The organism is Streptomyces sp. NPDC020917 (assembly GCF_044333795.1).
GTDB lineage: Bacteria > Actinomycetota > Actinomycetes > Streptomycetales > Streptomycetaceae > Actinacidiphila.
This window is the reverse complement of the sequence record NZ_JBIRRR010000003.1, coordinates 518,187-534,010: the sequence shown is the minus strand read 5'-3', so window position 1 is coordinate 534,010 and position 15,824 is coordinate 518,187. Positions and strand designations below refer to the sequence as shown.

Here is a 15,824-nt window from a genome sequence, read left to right as displayed (position 1 = left end):
TGTTCCCTCTCTCGCCCGGGCGAGCCCGGGGCCAGCTGTGAGCGATCGGCGGAGGCCACTGCTTGCGATTTTTTAAGGAGGGTCTTTTAATAATTCTGTGCTGGTGGTGTTTGTAGTGCTGGCCAACAGCTCCCGTCAAGGGGTCAGAGGGGAAAACATCGGATGACTGGGACCGGGGCCTTCCTGGGCGGCGACACGGCTGCACTGCGCCGTCTGAACTCGGCTGCCCTGCTCAAGCACTTGCACAGCGCGGAAGCGGTGACGCTGACCGAGCTGTCCAGGATCTCCAGGCTGTCCCGTCCGACCTGCGAGGAGGTCATGACGGAACTGCTGTCGCAGGGTTGGGCCGCCGAGGTGTTCCCGGACCCGGAGGCGCGCCGCACCGTCGGCCGGCCGGCGCGTCGCTTCCGGTTCCACTCCGAGGCCGGGCACGTCCTCGGCGTCGACATCGGCGCGCACAAAGTCCTGGCGACGGTCGCCGACTTGAGCGGGAAGGTGGTCGGGACGTCACGGCAGGCGGTCGATCCGGAGATGGCCGCGACGCAGCGGCTGCACGCCGCGGGGGAGGCCATCGCGGTCGCGCTCGCGGACGCGGGGAAGGCCGCCAGAGCGCGGCAGCGGAGCACCGGTCAAGCCGGGGAAGTCACACCCTCAGGCAGGGGCGCGGTCCCCCTGCTGTCCACCGTCATCGGCACGACCGGCATCGTCTCGCCCGACGGGACGGTGGTGCGCTCGGTGGCTCTGCCCGGCTGGGACGGCATGGACCTGCGCGCCGCCGCGGCACGCCTGCTTCCGAGGCCGGCGCGGACCCACGTGCGAGTCGAGAACGACATCACCTTGGCCGGGATCGCCGAACACTGGTGCGGCACGGCCTCGAACGTGGATGACGTCGTCTACGTGCACGCCGGCCGCCGCATGGGAGCCGGCATCCTGATCGGGGGTCGCCCGCACCGCGGGCGCCACGGCATGGCCGGCGAGATCGGCATGCTCGACCTGCTCGGCTGGGCCGAGGCGTACCAGAGCTTCCCCCATCACCCGGGTGGAGACCCGGTCGAGCACGCCTTCACCGCGGCCCGAGCCGGCGATCGTGAAGCCGCGGCGCTCGTCGAGAGCTTCGCCGCGGCCCTCGCCAAAGGCGTGGCGACGATGACGCTGTCCGTGGACCCGGAACTCGTCGTCGTCGGCGGCGGCCTGTCGCGCACCGGTGACCAACTCCTCGAACCGGTACGCCGCCACGTGCGCCTGCTGTGCCCGCTGGCTCCCGACATCGTCGCCTCCAGACTGGGCGACGAGAACGTGGCACTCGGCGCCGTGCGCCTGGCACTGGACGCGGTCGAGTCGGACCTGTTCTCGACGCCCTGACAACGCCGCGCTATTCCGAGCCGATCGCCCGAGCCCGCGCACACTCACAGATTCGAACACAACGATCGCCCCGGTGGTACCACACCAGGGATCCCGGAGGTGGGCTGCCCATGCCTCGTGGGGGTACTACCCGGGATCTCCCTTGCTCATCCGTGCGTCCGGACAAAGGTTTCCGTGCATGAAGATGCAACCTGTTGCACCATTGCGCCGCTGCTGTCCCGTGACGCAAACCGGGACCGCAGTCACCCTCACCGCACGCAATACGCAGCTCACGCAGGCAAGTTGCCGAACGAAGCCGACCGCGCACACGTCACCATCGGCCCGGGCATCCCGGTGGCAGCGCTCCGGGTCACTGGCTCAGTGAACATCACGATTGCACGTTACGTGTGCGAACCCTTGACGCACCGCGCATGCCTGCCTACCGTCAGGCTGCCTGAGCGAATCTGGTGACATTAGTTCGTTCAAGTTTGTTTTACTTTTCTGAATGTCTGACATCCCCCCACCTGACCAGATGCGGTCCTCCCGACGAGGACGTCATCTTCAAGGAGGCATGCCCATGCATGCGCACAGAGAACGACGAATTACGGGCGGAGGGAACCGCCTCATCGCCCTTGCCAACCTCCTGGCCGTGTTCCTGGCCGCCGCGGTCCTGATGGTCCCGGCCCCGGCCGGCGCGGCGTCAAATGATCTGCCGGGCACGTCGATCGCGGTGGACGGGCAGGACGGCGGCCGGACCTTCGACGGGATCGGCGCGATCAGCGGTGGCGGTGGCAACACCCGGCTGCTGACCGACTATCCGGTCGCGCAGCGCAACGCGATCCTGGACTACCTGTTCAAGCCCGGCTACGGCGCCAACCTGCAGATCCTGAAGGTCGAGACCAGCGGCGACGGGAACACCACCTCCGGCGCCGAGCAGACCGTCGAGGAGACCCGCGGGGTGATCAACTGCGACGCGGGCTACGAGTTCTGGCTCGCGAAGGAGGCGGTGAAGCGCAACCCGCACATCAAGCTCTCCGCGCTGACCTGGGCCGCACCCGGCTGGGTGGGCTCCAGCATGTACTCGCAGAACGGGATCCAGTACATCGACGACTGGCTCGGCTGCGCCAAGCAACACGGCCTGAACTTCTCCTACATGGGCGGCTGGAACGAGAAGGGTGGTTGGAACGCGGCCTGGTGGAAGGACCTGCGGGCCTCCCTGGACCAGCATGGCTTCTCCTCGGTCAAGCTGGTGGCCGCGGACCAGGTGAGCTCGTTCTCCGACGTCAGCGGCGCCATGGCGAAGGACGCGGACTTCGCCAAGGCCGTCTCGGTCATCGGCGAGCACTACCCCTGCGGGTGGAACGGCCCCACGCCGATCTCCCAGTACCCGAACGTCGAGACGCACTGCCCGTCTTCGGCGGCCGCGCAGGCACTGGGCACGCCGCTGTGGGCCAGCGAGCAGGGCTCGATGAGCTACAGCGCCGGCGGGCTGCCGATGGCGCGGGCGAACAACATCGACTACGTCGACGGCCGGATGACCGCGACGATCAACTGGCCCCTGGTCGCCTCGGCCTACACCGACGTCGGCTTCGCCGACCAGGGCCTGGTGATGGCCAACGAGCCGTGGTCGGGCCATTACGACGTCGGCCTGTCGACCTGGGTCACCGCCCACACGACCCAGTTCGTGCAGCCCGGCTGGCAGTACCTCGACGGTGCCAGCGGCTACCTGGCCGGCCAGACGTCTGACAAGGTCGGCAGCTACGTGTCGTTGAAGTCGCCCGACGGCAAGGACTGGAGTTCCGTCGTCGAGACGACCAGGGCCACCGGCCCGCAGACCGTCACGCTCAACGTCAGCGGGGGACTGTCCACCCACGCGGTGCACGTGTGGAGCACCAACCTGGTCACCGGCGACCGTTCGCAGTGGTTCGTGCACGGCCAGGACCTCGTGCCCGACGCGAACGGCACCGTGACGGCGACCCTGCAGCCCGACCACATCTACACCTTCACCACCACGACCGGGCAGCACAAGGGGAACAGCGCGGTGCCGGCGAGCAAGCCGCTGCCGCTGCCCTACTCCGACTCCTTCACCGCCGGCACGCGCGGCCAGCAGGCCCGCTATCTCGCCACCATGGAAGGCGCGTTCACCGTCGAGCCGTGCGCCGGCCGCACCGGCAACTGCCTCCAGCTCGACACCCCGGCCAAGCCGCTGGAGTGGCAGGGCAACATCCAGACGCCGTACCCCTACACGGTGGGCGGCGGCCAGAGCTGGAGCAACTACCAGGTGTCCGCCGACGTCCGTAACGCCCAGCCCGGCTCGGTCGGGATCCTCGGCCGCCAGAGCAACCTCGGCGGCACCATGGAAGACCCCTCGCACGTCCACTACTACTCCCTGACCCTCAGCGACACCGGCACGTGGTCGATCAACGTCGCCGACGGCTCCGGCAAGGCCGCGGCGCCGCTGACCACCGGGACCCTTCCGTCGGCCGCCGGGCTGAACACCTGGCACAACCTGGCCCTGACCTTCGACGGTTCGCAGATCTTCGCCTCCGTCGACGGGACCACGGTCGGCTCCGCCACCGACACCACCTTGTCCGCGGGCAAGATCGGCCTCGTCGCCAGCGGCTACCTCGCCGGAGAGCAGTACGACAACCTCAAGGTCAGCACCCTCACCGACCTGGCGGTCCCGGTGGAACTGCCGTCAGGCACCCACAACCCGGAGACCGTGACGGACATCGGCTACGGCACCACCGGCGCCGCGGTCAACCAGTGGCAGTACAGCGGCACCTGGCAGTCCGGCGGCGGCAACACCTGGAACAACACCACCGGCGACCATGCGACGCTGACCTTCCAGGGCGACAGGGTCAGCCTGCAGTCCATCACCAACCCCAGCAACGGCATCGTCAACGTGTCCGTGGACGGCCAGAACCCCACGCCTGTCGACCTCTACAGCGCCGCCAGCACCCTGGCCTCGGTGTTCACCCGCACCGGCCTCGACCCGTCCAAGCAGCACACCCTGACGGTGACCGTCACCGGCACCAAGAACCCCGCGTCCAGTGGCGCCTTCGCCTCCGTCGCGTCGGCGCAGGTCAGCACCCCCGGCAAATCAATCCCGGCGCCGGCCGTCACCACCCCGACGGACGGGGCGACCCTCCACCCCGGGCAGGTGTGGATCGAGGGCACCGCCCCCGCCGGCGAGCTGATCACCGTTTCCGCCTCGGGCACGCCGGTCTGCGTCAACCACCGCACCGACCGGAACGGGAACTGGCGCTGTGACACGCAGCTCCAGCCCGGCCAGGCAGTGCTCACCGCGGTCGGCCTCGACCCCGTGACCGGCCTGCTCTCCGAGCCCACCGCACCCGTCCACGTGCTCATGCCCAAGACCGGCTGACCCAGGCCGGATCACCACCACGGCGAACTCACGCCCACAGGCCGTCCGATGCCATCCCGGCATCGGACGGCCCCGGCAGCGCCGGATCCTTGCCGGGACGACCCTAGGGGGCCTCTGCCCGGGAACCTCCGGGCGTCTCGCGTCCCATGCTCCGGACCGCCGGCAGGAGGCGCTGCTGGGCACGTCGCAGATGGCTGCGCATCGCCGCCGCGGCGATGTCCGGATCCGCCGCCCGCAGTGCCTCCACGATGCGCTCGTGCTCCTGGCACGTCGTCTCCGTGATGCCGTCGCGGAAGTAGAGGCGGTACAGGTGGGTGTGGGCGTGGAAGCGCTCCAGGGTGTCGGCCATCAGCGCGTTGCCGGCCGATGCGGCGATCTGCTGGTGGAACAGCGCGTCCTGCTGGACGAAGAGCAGGCGCATGTCCCGACTCACACCGTGCTGGGCTCCGCGCATCTCGTGGAGGTGCTCGTCCAGGACTTCCAGACTCCCGGTGCTGATGCGCTCGGCGGCCAAGGACGCGGCGGCGGGTTCCAGGAGCAGCCGCATCTCGAAGAGCGCCTCGAAATCCGCCTCACTCATCAGGGGCGCCGCGCTGTAGCCGGCCATCGGCCGCTTGAGTACCAGGCCCTCGGCTTCCAGGCGCGCCAGCGCCTCGCGGACGGGCGTCGGTGAGACGTCCAGTTCGGCGGCGAGCCCGTTGATGTTGATCTTCGCGCCGGGGCCGATCTCCTGGTACACGAGGCGCTTCCGGATGGCCTCGTAGACCGTGTCGGTCAAGCCCGGCCGCCGCGGTGCTGACGTCAAGACGCTTCCCATTCGTGATTGCTGTTAACGGAACGCCAGGATGGCACAGCGCGATCCTATACGATACGCGGCGGTTCGCCAGGGTCATGTACCAGTCGCTCGGCCACCGGTAGAGCGGACCCCGCCGCCTTGCCACCAAGGCGGCCTGAGCGGAAGTCGCCGCAAAGTAGGCGTAGCACGGCCTCCCTGCTCGGACACACACGGTCCGGAACTCGTTCCGTCAGGACTCTTGACCCCTTGCCTCGTCGCGGCCACACTCTCGGGAAAATATAGGATCCGTCTCCTCGTGGAGGGCTCACATGAAGCGACCCGTCTCCCGGCGCGCCCGGATCGCCCTGGGAGTGTCCGTCGTGCTCGCGGCGGCGCTCACGGGCTGCAGCACGAGGGGGGCGACGCCGGCGGGCGGCACCTCCACCTCCTCGGCGAAGACGTCCCTGGCCGACGTCAAGGTCGCGCTGGTACCCGGCGGGGCCCACCCCTACTTCCAGTCGTGGACCGCCGCCGGAGCCAAGGCGAAGGCCGAATTCGGCCTCGGCGACGTGAAGTTCAACGAGACGGCCGAGTGGGACCAGAACAAGCAGAACGGCCTCCTGACGACCATGGCCGCGCAGGGCTACAACGCGTTCGGCGTGTTCGGCGTGTCGCCGACCGACATCAACTCGACGTTCGCCGACCTCAAGTCGAAGGGCTTCGCGGTGGCCTCACTGGGCTCGTGCCCGGCCGGTGACACGGACAAGGCCGACTTCTGCCTGTCGACGGACGTGCAGGTCGCGGCGTACAAGGCCGCCAAGGCAACCATCGCGGCGATGGGCGGCCACGGCACCCTGGTCCATCTCACCGGCAACAACGTCGACTCCAACACGCAGCGCCGGATCGACGGCGTGAAGAAGGCCGTCGCGGAGACCGGCGGCAAGGTCAAGCTCCTGACCACGGTCACCGACATCGACAAGGACCTGCAGACGGCGCAGAAGGCGGTGTCCGACCTGCTGACCGCCCACGGCAACCAGATCAACGGGATCGTCACGACCGCCTACAACCCGGCCGTGGCCGCCGCGGCGGGCGTCAGGTCCGCCCATCTGCCGATCAAGGTCGTGGCCATCGACGACGATCCGAAGATCATCGCGGGCATCAAGGACGGTTCGGTCGCCGCGACCGTCACCCAGAACCCGGTCGGCCAGGCATACGTGGGCAGTTGGGCGCTGGCGGAGCTGCAGAGCAGGACCTGCACCGACCGTGACCCGGGGGTGGAGATCGACTCCGGTTCGTTCGTCGTGACCAGCGCCAACGTCGCCACGTACGACACCGAGCGGCAGGCCAAGACCAAGGCGCTGCTCGAGCAGTTCAAGACCAGCGTCCTGTCCTGCTCCTGATCCGCGACGCCCCGCCGTCCGGCCGACCGGTGCCGGACCCGGCCCGAGCCCACCGAACCGAGGACCGCCCATCATGCCCAAGATCGTCGAAGCGACGGCCAGCCTGGTCGACATCGAAGTGGAGACGCTGCGCACCGACGCCGTCCAGGCGTTCGTGAAGCAGGAGACCGTCTTCGTCGACCTGACGACCGACGACGGCTGCACCGCCACCGGCTACTCCTACACCATCGGGACCGGCGGCTCCTCGGTGCTCGCCCTACTGCGTGAACACCTGCTGCCGCACCTCATCGGCGCCGACGCCACCCTCGTCGAGCGCCTGTGGACCGACCTGTTCGCCTCCACCCGCGCGACGACGGTCGGCGCGATCACCTCGCTGGCGCTGGCGGCGGTCGACACGGCCCTGTGGGACCTGCGGTGCAAGCGGGCCGGTGAACCGCTGTGGCAGCTGGCGGGCGGTTTCCGCAGGAGCGTGCCGCTCTACGACACCGAGGGCGGCTGGCTGCACCTGTCCACCGAGGAACTGGTGAGCGGAGCCCTGGCCTCGCGGGCCGCCGGATGGCCGGGCGTGAAGCTGAAGGTCGGAAAGGAGCGGGTCGACCAGGACGTCGAACGCCTCGCCGCGGTCCGCGACGCCGTGGGGCCCGGCCTGGACATCATGGTCGACGCGAACCAGTCGATGACGCATGCCGAAGCCCGGCGGCGGGCCGCGGCCTTCGAACCGCTCGGTCTGGCCTGGTTCGAGGAACCGCTCCCCGCCGACGACGTCTCCGGCCACGTGGCCCTGGCCCGTTCGACGACGATCCCGGTGGCGGTCGGCGAATCCCTGTACTCCGCCGCCCAGTTCCGCGACTACCTGGCACGAGGCGCCGCATCCGTGGTGCAGGTCGACGTGGCACGGGTCGGCGGCATTACCCCCTGGCTGAAGGTCGCCCACCTCGCCGAGACGTTCAACGTCCACGTCTGCCCGCACTTCCTGATGGAACTGCACGTCAGCCTGGTCGCAGCCATCCCCAACGGCCGCTACGTCGAACACATCCCCCAGCTCCGCGCGGTCACCCACGGCCAGTTGCGGATCGAGGACGGGCACGCCGTCGCGCCGGACGCGCCGGGCCTCGGCATCGACTGGAACCGCGACGCGATCGACGACCGGAGGACGGCATGACCACGCTTCGTGCCCGAGGCGGTGAAGACGTCTCCCAGGACGGGGCCTCGCGCCCCGGTCGGTCACCGCGCGCGTTCGGCCGCTCCGCCGGATTCGCCCAACGCGTGTGCCTGCTCGTGGTGATCGCCGCCCTGATCGCCCTGTTCGCCTCGCTGCGCGGAGCCTTCCTGGACCAGCAACTCGTCGTCTTCCCGATGCTGCGGGACATCGCGACCCTGACCGTGGTCGGCCTGGCGCAGCTGGCCGTGCTGTCCGTCGGCCACATGAACCTCGCGGTCGGCCGGATGGCCGCGTTCTCCGCGATGTTCATGGGCCTGGCCTACCAGGACTGGCACCTTCCGCTCTACGCCGGGCTGGCCGTGGGCCTCGCCGCCGGCGCGGCCATCGGTGCGCTCACCGGCTGGATCATCGCGGTGACCGGGGTCAACTCGTTCGTGGTGACCCTGGCCATGGACTTCGCCCTGCTCGGCCTGGTCTCCCTGGTCTACGCGCAGTTCGCCACCGGCGCGGCCTTCACCGCCAAGCCGGCCGGCATGGAAGCACTGCGCGACTACTCGATGGCGGACCTGTGCGCGGGCAACCTCTGCGGCTCGCCCGCCGTCCCCCAACTGCTGCTGTTCACCGTCGTCGCCATGGTGCTGGTCGGCTACCTGTACAGCCGCACCCGACAGGGCCGTGAACTGCTGCTCGTGGGCTCCAACATCACCGCGGCCGAACTGTCCGGGATCCCCACCCGGCGCCGGGTGGTCACCGCGCACGCGCTGTCCGGAACGCTCGCCGGTCTGGCCGGGTTCATGCTCGCCGTGGCCTCCGGGTCGTTCACCGCCGGGATCGGCAGCGAGTTCATGATCCCGTCGTTCCTGGGACCGGTCCTCGGCGGCACGCTCCTCACCGGCGGCGTCGTGTCCGTCGTCGGGACGCTGCTGGGCACCTCGCTGGTCCAGGTGATCCGCCAGGGGCTTACGACACTCGGCACGGGACTGGAGAACCTCAACATCTACCTGGGTGTGATCCTGCTGGTCGCGCTGTCCACCGACCGGATCCGCACCGCGGTCTCGACGAAGAGGACGGTGGCATCGTCGTGAACTCACCCACGGCTTCCCCCGCGGACGTACGACGCCGGCCTCTCGGCGGCACGCTCACCGGGCTCGCCCGCTCCACGGAGGCGACCCTCGCCGCCGTGGGCGTCCTCGGATACGCCGCTCTCGTCGCCGGGTCGCACGGCGGCCTGCTGCACGGCAACGCGATCCAGGGCGTGCTGGTCTACCTCACCGTGCCGATCCTGATCGGCCTCGCCCAGCTCGTCGTCCTCGCCGTCGGCCAGATGAACCTCGCGGTGGGCGCGCTCGGCGGCTTCCTGTCGGTGTCGATCGGCTCGCTGATGGCCGACCACGGCGCCCCCACCGTGCTCGCGGTGGTCGTCGCCCTGGCCGGAGGCGCGGCGATCGGAGCGGTCAACGGCCTGCTCGTGGTCGCCACCCGGATCAACGGGTTCATCGTCACGCTGGCCGCCATGACGATCCTCGGCGGCCTCCAGTACAAGGTCGCCGGGACACGGACGATCGGGGTCCCCGGCAGCACCCTGACCCGGTTCGGATCGGCGAGCGTGTGGCACGTCCCGGCGATCTTCCTCGTCGCACTCGCGACCGCTGCGGCCGTCGCGTTCTTCCTGCGCCGCGTCACCGCCGGGCGCAGGCTGCTCGCCAGCGGCGGCAATCCGCTGGCCGCGAGGTTGTCGGGGATCTCCAACGAACGCTCCCTCGTCGTGGCACACGGCCTGTCCGGTCTCATCGTCGGCATCGCCGCCGTCCTGACCACGGCCTCGGCACCGGGCGTGAACACCAGCATCGGCGGCGACTGGCTGCTCCCGAGCTTCGCGGCCGCCATCATCGGCGGCACCGCTCTGGCCGGCGGCGCGGTCTCCGTGCTCGGGACCGTCCTGGCCGCGTTCGTCGTGCGCCTGGTCGACGTGGCCCGCGCCCAGTACTCACTCGACCCGAGCTGGGTCAACTTCACCGTCGGAGCCGTGGTTCTGGGCACCGTGGTCCTGGGACGCGTCCGCGAGACGCTGCACGATCGCGCGGCCAAGAGCTCGCCCGCCCGAGCACCGCAGCCCACCACCGGGAGCCCGTCGTGACCGCAGCCGAACCCGTCCTCGTCGCCGACCGCCTGGTCAAGCGGTTCCCCGGGGTCCGTGCGCTGGACGGCGCGACCCTGCGCATGGCGGCCGGGTCGGTCCACGCCCTCCTCGGGGAGAACGGCGCGGGCAAGTCCACCCTGATCAAGGTCCTCACCGGTGTGCACCGTCCGGACGGGGGAACCCTCACGCTGGGCGGCCGGGAGCTGTCCCTGCACTCGCCGCACGACGCGGTCGCCGCCGGCATCGGCGTCGTCCACCAGGAACGCAACCTCGTCCCCGGCTTCTCCGTCGCGGAGAACATCACCCTCCATCGCACGCCGAGCCGGCGCGGCCTGGTCGACCGCGAGGAGATGCGCAGCCGTGCCCGCCGCTGCCTGGACCTGATCGGCCTCGAACTGGACGTCGACACCCCCGTGAAGGACCTGTCGGTCGCCCAGTCCCAGCTCGTCGAGATCGCCAAGGCCCTCCTGGTGGAGAACACGGTCCTGCTGCTGGACGAACCGACCTCGGCCCTGACCCTGGCCGAGACCGACCGGCTCCTGGCGGTCATCCGGCGCCTGCGCGACCAGGGAACGTCGATCCTGCTGGTCAGCCACAAACTCGAGGAGGTCTTCGCGGTCGCCGACACCGTCACGGTGCTGCGCGACGGCGCGTCGGTGCTGGAAGCGGCCCCGCTGGCCGCGCACAGCCGCAGCGAGGTCGTCGACCTCATGGTCGGCCGGAGCCACCAGCAGGCCGACTTCCCCGCGCGCTCCTTCGACCGGCAGTCCGCACCCGTCCTGGAACTCGACGCCCTGTCGACCGCCTCGGGGCACCACGACATCAGCCTCGACGTCCGCAAGGGCGAGATCGTGGGTCTCTACGGCCTGGTGGGAGCCGGCCGGACAGAACTGGCGAAGGCCGTCCTTGGACTGGACCGGATCACCTCAGGACAGGTCCGCGTCGGCGGGCGTGCGGTACGCATCGGCAGCGTCGGCCAGGCGCTGAACAGCCACCGCATCGGCTACGTCCCGGAGAACCGTAAGGAAGAGGGCCTGTTCCTCGACCAGCCGCTGACCATGAACATCGCGGTCACCGTCTGGCAGCGCATCCGCCGGGCACTGGGCTACGTCCCCCGAACCCGCGAACGCGCCCTGGCCGAGGAGTACATCGGGCGGCTGGGCATCAAGGTCGTCGGCGTCGGGCAACTCGCGGGACAACTGTCAGGCGGGAACCAGCAGAAGGTGAGCCTGGCCAAGTGGCTGGCCGCCCGCACGGAGATCCTCATCATCGACGAGCCGACCGTCGGCATCGACGTCCGCACCAAGGCCGCTTTCCACCAGGTGATCTGGCAGCTCGCCGCCGACGGCATGGCGATCCTGCTCATCACCAGCGACCTGCCGGAGATGGTCACCCTCGCCGACCGCATCGTCGTCATGCGCGACTTCCACGTCACCGGAACCGTGCCCAACACCCACGACTACACGGGGATCAGCCAGGCCGTGATCGCCCTGGTCCACAGGACCGAACGACCGGCGGCATGACACCACCGGCGGGTGCCCCACTCCGCCGCAACCCGCCACCACCGAGAAACCCGGCGCCACCGCACTGATCGTTCGACCGCACCGCCGTCAACGCCGCTGCTCATCCCCCCGGTTCCGGTCTTCTGCCGTCCGCGCAGCGACCGGGATCACCGTTAATGCCCCGCGATTGACCACCCATCGATCGAAGGAGTCAGATGTCGCACACACCCACCACCGGTGCCGGAGCGGACGCGAACGGACCCGCGGGGTTCAGCCGCCGCGGGCTGCTGGCGACCATGGCTGCTGCCGCCGCCGTGCCGGTCGTCGCCGGTTCCCCCGCCTGGGCGCAGAGCGGTACCCAGCAGGCGGCGGCAGCCCACGCCGCCGGACTGGACCCGACGAACGCCGGCAACGTGCTGGCCTCGCTGCGCTTCGGCATGTTCGTGCACTTCAACCCGTCGTCGCTGCTCGGCCGGGAGATCAGCTGGGGGCGCAACGCCTACCGTCCCGGCGAGGGGCCGGGCAACCAGTACCAGGACCCGTCGGTGAAGGCCGACCCGGTGTACGACGCGGCGTACCGCAGCTTCCTGCCCGAGCCGGACTGGGCGACCAAGCTGGCCGCCACCGCCAAGGCCGCCGGAATGACCTACCTCGTCTTCACCACCAAGCACCACGACGGGTATCCGAACTTCCGCGCGACCAACGTGGCCCGCTCGTTCTACTCCGACTTCGCCGACACACCGCTCGGCAGATCCGGACGTGACCTGACGCGGGAGATCGCGCACGCGGCCCGGAAGGCCGGCCTCAAATTCGGTGTCTACTACTCCCCGCGGGACTGGACCCAGCCCGACTACGCGAAGGGCGACTACAGCACCTACTTCACCTACATGATGGAGCACCTCCAGCAGTTGCTCACGCAGTACGGGAAGGTCGACTTCCTCTGGTACGACCACATGCCCTACACGGACATGGCGGTATTCCGGCCGCCCTTGCTCAACACGGTTCCGCGGGGGCTCCAGCAGGGCATCCTGGTCAACGACCGCGGCTACAACACCATGGGCTTCCAGTCCTTGCCCGACACCCTGGCCGCGGACTACACCAATCCCGAGGGGTACGTCGGAGCCTTCAACGCGATCCGGCCGTGGGAGTCCTGCATCACCATCACCCCGGGGAGCTGGGCCTGGCAGCCGAACCACCCGGCGTCCGACTACCCGACGGTCGTCCAGATGCTCGTCCAGTCCGCCGGCAACGACGGCAACCTGCTGCTCAACGTGCCGCCGACCAGCACCGGTTACCTGGAGGACGACGTCACCACGACCCTGAAACAGGTCGGCCGGTGGATGAGCACCTACAGCGCCGCGATCATCGGCACGCGCGGCGGACCGTACCCGTCCCGCAGCGGTGTGGGCGGCGCGACGTACCGCGGTACGACGGTCAACGTGCACATCCTCGGCGATCTGGTCGGCTTCAACGTCCGGCTTCCCGCCCTCAACGCCAAGGTGAGCGCAGCGGTCACCATCGACGGCCGGCGCGTGCCGTTCACAGAGGACACCAACGGCGATCTGCTGCTGGACCTCACCGGGATCACCAAGCCGGGACCGGACCTGTGCATCAAGCTCACCGTCGCCCATGCCATGACCTCGGAGTACGTGACCCGTAAGGCGCTGTCGTGGGAGATCGTCAAGCCCAAGACCGCGAACCTCGCCAAGGGCAAGCCCGTGCAGCAGCACTCGATCGCGTACGGCGGTGTGCCCGAGCGCGCGGTCGACGGCAACACCGACGGCACCTACACCGACGGCAGTGTCACCCACACGTCGGAGACGGCGAACCAGGCCTGGTGGCAGGTCGACCTGGGAGCGTCGACCGACATCGGCCAGGTGTGGGTCTACAACCGCACGGACACGCCGTACAACCTGCGGCTGAGCAATTTCTGGGTGATGGCCTCCGACAACGAGTTCACCTCCGCGGACCTGACTGCCTCACGCACCGCGCCGGGCGTCACAGCCGTCCGGATCGACGGCCCGAACGGCGACGTCCGCCCCGTGGACCTCAACGGCCGCGGCCGCTACGTGCGGGTCCAACTGGAGGCGGACGCGACGCCGCTGTCGCTGGCCGAAGTCGAGGTCTACGCCCGCTGACCCGACGCGCGGAGGGCGGCCGAGGGGGGCCATAACGCTCCACACGCCCGGTGGCACGCGTACCCGCTCCCCGGCCTGTTGCCGCCGGGGAGCGGGCTCGCTTTTGCGAGACCCAGCATGGCCAGCGCCGCGGGCTGGTCCCGGCGATCTGGTGATACACCGGCTGGACGACAACAAGTGCGGGGACATCAGCGCCACCGCTCCATGTCAGGACGGCTATCCGCCGAAGGCGTGGGGCGCGAAGCCACCCACGTCAGGTTTCGCTTTGAACACGGCACCCGCGGCGGCTTCCGGGTCTCCCAGCCCGAAGCGCGAGGTGGTGATGAAGAGCTCGGAGTAGTCCGGGCCCGCGAACGTGCAGGCAGTGACCTGTCTGGCCGGAACCGCTATCTCGGCATCGCGTCGTCCCGTGCGATCGAAGTGCACCAGCCGTCCTGAGCCGAACAGCGCGAGCCATACTCCGTCGGCCAGGTCCACGGCGATGCCGTCCGGGAATCCCTCGCCAGCGGCGTCCGCGAACGGCTGGCGATCGACAACCCTGCCGTCCGGGCCGAGTTCGAGGAAGTCGACCCTGCCGGTCAGGCTGTCCACGTAGTAGGCCCGTGCTCCGGCCCGCGTCCAGGCCAGCCCGTTGGAGCAGCCGATGTCCGCGATCACCTTGACGGCGCTCCCCTCTGCATCGAGGCGCCACAGCGCCCCGGCGCCCGGAGTGAGGTCGTAGGCCATCGAGCCGCACCAGAACCGGCCCAGGGGATCGCAGGCTCCATCGTTCATACGCACGCTCGGATCGGTCCAGCACGTGACCGTCCTGGTCACGGCGAAGCAGTCGTCGAGAAGACAGAACCCGCGTTCCAGGCCCGCCACGAATCCGCCATCGTGGCGTGGCCGTAGTGCGGCGACCACCTCACCGAGGTGCTCGCGACGCGTCTCCGCTCCGTTGTTGTCGACCAGGACCACGTCGCCGGCCAGCATGTCCATCACCGCGAGTCCATGGCGGCCGAGCCAGACCGGCCCCTCGCCGTGATGGGTCAGGCTCCGTGTGAACTGCTCGGCTTCGATAGGCTTCACGGACCCTCGCTGATCGGCTCGTCGGTGACATTGAGCAGCCCTTCGAACACGCTCCGGTCGTCCGTCATGACGCTGGACAGCACCCCGACCTGGTCGATGGTGACGGTGGCCCGGTCCCCTGGCCGCAGTCCCTCGCCGAGCGGGGGCACGATGCCGGTTCCGGTGGTCAGGACGGCGCCGTCGGGGAACAGCTCACCTCGGAACAGCCAGTGGACCAGTTCGGCATAGCCGCGTTTCATGGAGGAAGTTCTGGCCTCGCCGGAGAACACGGTCTCGGAACCCCGATGGACGGTCATCGTGATGAGCAGGTCCTCGGGATTGCCGATCGTCCACCACGGCACGATCGAGGTGGACAGCTGGCAGCTGCCCGGGAACATCTTCGCCTGCGGCAGATAGATCGGGTTCACGGCCTCGATGCTGCGCGACGTGAGGTCGTTGCATACGAGCGCACCCACGATCTCCGCGTGCCGGTTCAGGACCAGTGCCAGTTCCGGTTCGCACACCGGATCGGTGCAGTCCGGGTGCAGGCCACCGGGATCACCGTCGGTGAGCACACGCCAGGCGGCGGACTTGAAGAACAGCTCGGGTCGCTCGGCGTCGTAGACGTCCAGGTAGACCTTCTCGAAACCGGATTCCTCGGCCCGGGCCTCTCGCGAGTGCTGGTAGGTGACTCCGGCGCCCCACACCTCGGTACGGCCATCGATCGGCGCGAGCAGCCGCACTTCAGCGGGATCCACGCGGAGCCCGCTCGACACGGCCTCCTCCGCGACCCGCCGGATGTCGGCGACCGTGTGGTGAAGTAGCTCCGCCAGGGTGGGAAACGGAAGTTCGTAGAGGTGCTCACTGTCGCGGAGGCCGACCTTCGTCGTCCCGTCCGATGCGCGCCAACGAACAAAACTCATCATGGCTC

Annotated in this window: 11 protein-coding genes; 8 read left to right on the top strand and 3 right to left on the bottom strand. The window is 69.4% G+C overall.

Annotated elements, in window-relative coordinates; genetic code table 11:
* Positions 1-162 precede the first annotated feature (162 nt).
* Positions 163-1,362, top strand: coding sequence for an ROK family protein (locus tag ACH4TG_RS09265; RefSeq protein WP_398241550.1), 1,200 nt, complete (start codon positions 163-165; stop codon positions 1,360-1,362).
* A gap of 556 nt (positions 1,363-1,918) precedes the next feature.
* Positions 1,919-4,729 carry a galactosylceramidase gene (locus ACH4TG_RS09260; RefSeq protein ID WP_398241549.1) on the top strand — a complete coding sequence of 937 codons (2,811 nt, stop codon included), beginning with the start codon at positions 1,919-1,921 and terminating at the stop codon, positions 4,727-4,729.
* 103 nt (positions 4,730-4,832) lie between these two features.
* Here the strand turns inward: ACH4TG_RS09260 and ACH4TG_RS09255 are convergent, their stop codons facing one another.
* Positions 4,833-5,507: a GntR family transcriptional regulator gene (locus ACH4TG_RS09255; RefSeq protein ID WP_398241548.1), complete on the bottom strand. Its 675-nt coding sequence runs from the start codon at positions 5,505-5,507 to the stop codon at positions 4,833-4,835.
* 326 nt (positions 5,508-5,833) lie between these two features.
* Here ACH4TG_RS09255 and ACH4TG_RS09250 point away from each other — a divergent pair, with 326 nt between their 5' ends.
* From ACH4TG_RS09250 to ACH4TG_RS09225, 6 genes are all read left to right on the top strand, one after another.
* Entirely contained in the window at positions 5,834-6,904 is a 1,071-nt protein-coding gene (locus ACH4TG_RS09250) for a sugar ABC transporter substrate-binding protein (protein ID WP_398241547.1), read from the top strand.
* A gap of 73 nt (positions 6,905-6,977) precedes the next feature.
* The gene (locus tag ACH4TG_RS09245) at positions 6,978-8,066 is read left to right on the top strand and encodes a mandelate racemase/muconate lactonizing enzyme family protein (RefSeq protein ID WP_398241546.1); all 1,089 of its coding nucleotides are present in this window, start codon (positions 6,978-6,980) and stop codon (positions 8,064-8,066) included.
* Positions 8,063-9,151, top strand: a complete 1,089-nt coding sequence (locus ACH4TG_RS09240) for an ABC transporter permease (RefSeq protein ID WP_398241545.1) — start codon at positions 8,063-8,065, stop codon at positions 9,149-9,151. The genes ACH4TG_RS09245 and ACH4TG_RS09240 overlap by 4 nt, the downstream gene beginning before the upstream one ends.
* Complete coding sequence (locus ACH4TG_RS09235; RefSeq protein WP_398241544.1) at positions 9,148-10,203, top strand: ABC transporter permease; 1,056 nt, start codon at positions 9,148-9,150, stop codon at positions 10,201-10,203. Before ACH4TG_RS09240 ends, ACH4TG_RS09235 begins: the two co-directional genes overlap by 4 nt.
* The gene (locus tag ACH4TG_RS09230; protein WP_398241543.1) at positions 10,200-11,729 is read left to right on the top strand and encodes a sugar ABC transporter ATP-binding protein; all 1,530 of its coding nucleotides are present in this window, start codon (positions 10,200-10,202) and stop codon (positions 11,727-11,729) included. Before ACH4TG_RS09235 ends, ACH4TG_RS09230 begins: the two co-directional genes overlap by 4 nt.
* A 194-nt stretch (positions 11,730-11,923) precedes the next feature.
* Entirely contained in the window at positions 11,924-13,846 is a 1,923-nt protein-coding gene (locus ACH4TG_RS09225) for an alpha-L-fucosidase (protein WP_398241542.1), read from the top strand.
* Between the two features lie 216 nt (positions 13,847-14,062).
* Here the strand turns inward: ACH4TG_RS09225 and ACH4TG_RS09220 are convergent, their stop codons facing one another.
* Together ACH4TG_RS09220 and ACH4TG_RS09215 are read right to left on the bottom strand one after the other, a co-directional pair.
* The gene (locus tag ACH4TG_RS09220) at positions 14,063-14,914 is read right to left on the bottom strand and encodes an SMP-30/gluconolactonase/LRE family protein (RefSeq protein WP_398241541.1); all 852 of its coding nucleotides are present in this window, start codon (positions 14,912-14,914) and stop codon (positions 14,063-14,065) included.
* A complete protein-coding gene (locus ACH4TG_RS09215; protein WP_398241540.1) occupies positions 14,911-15,816 on the bottom strand; it encodes a fumarylacetoacetate hydrolase family protein in 906 nt (301 codons plus the stop codon). The genes ACH4TG_RS09220 and ACH4TG_RS09215 overlap by 4 nt, the downstream gene beginning before the upstream one ends.
* Between the last annotated feature and the right edge of the window lie 8 nt (positions 15,817-15,824).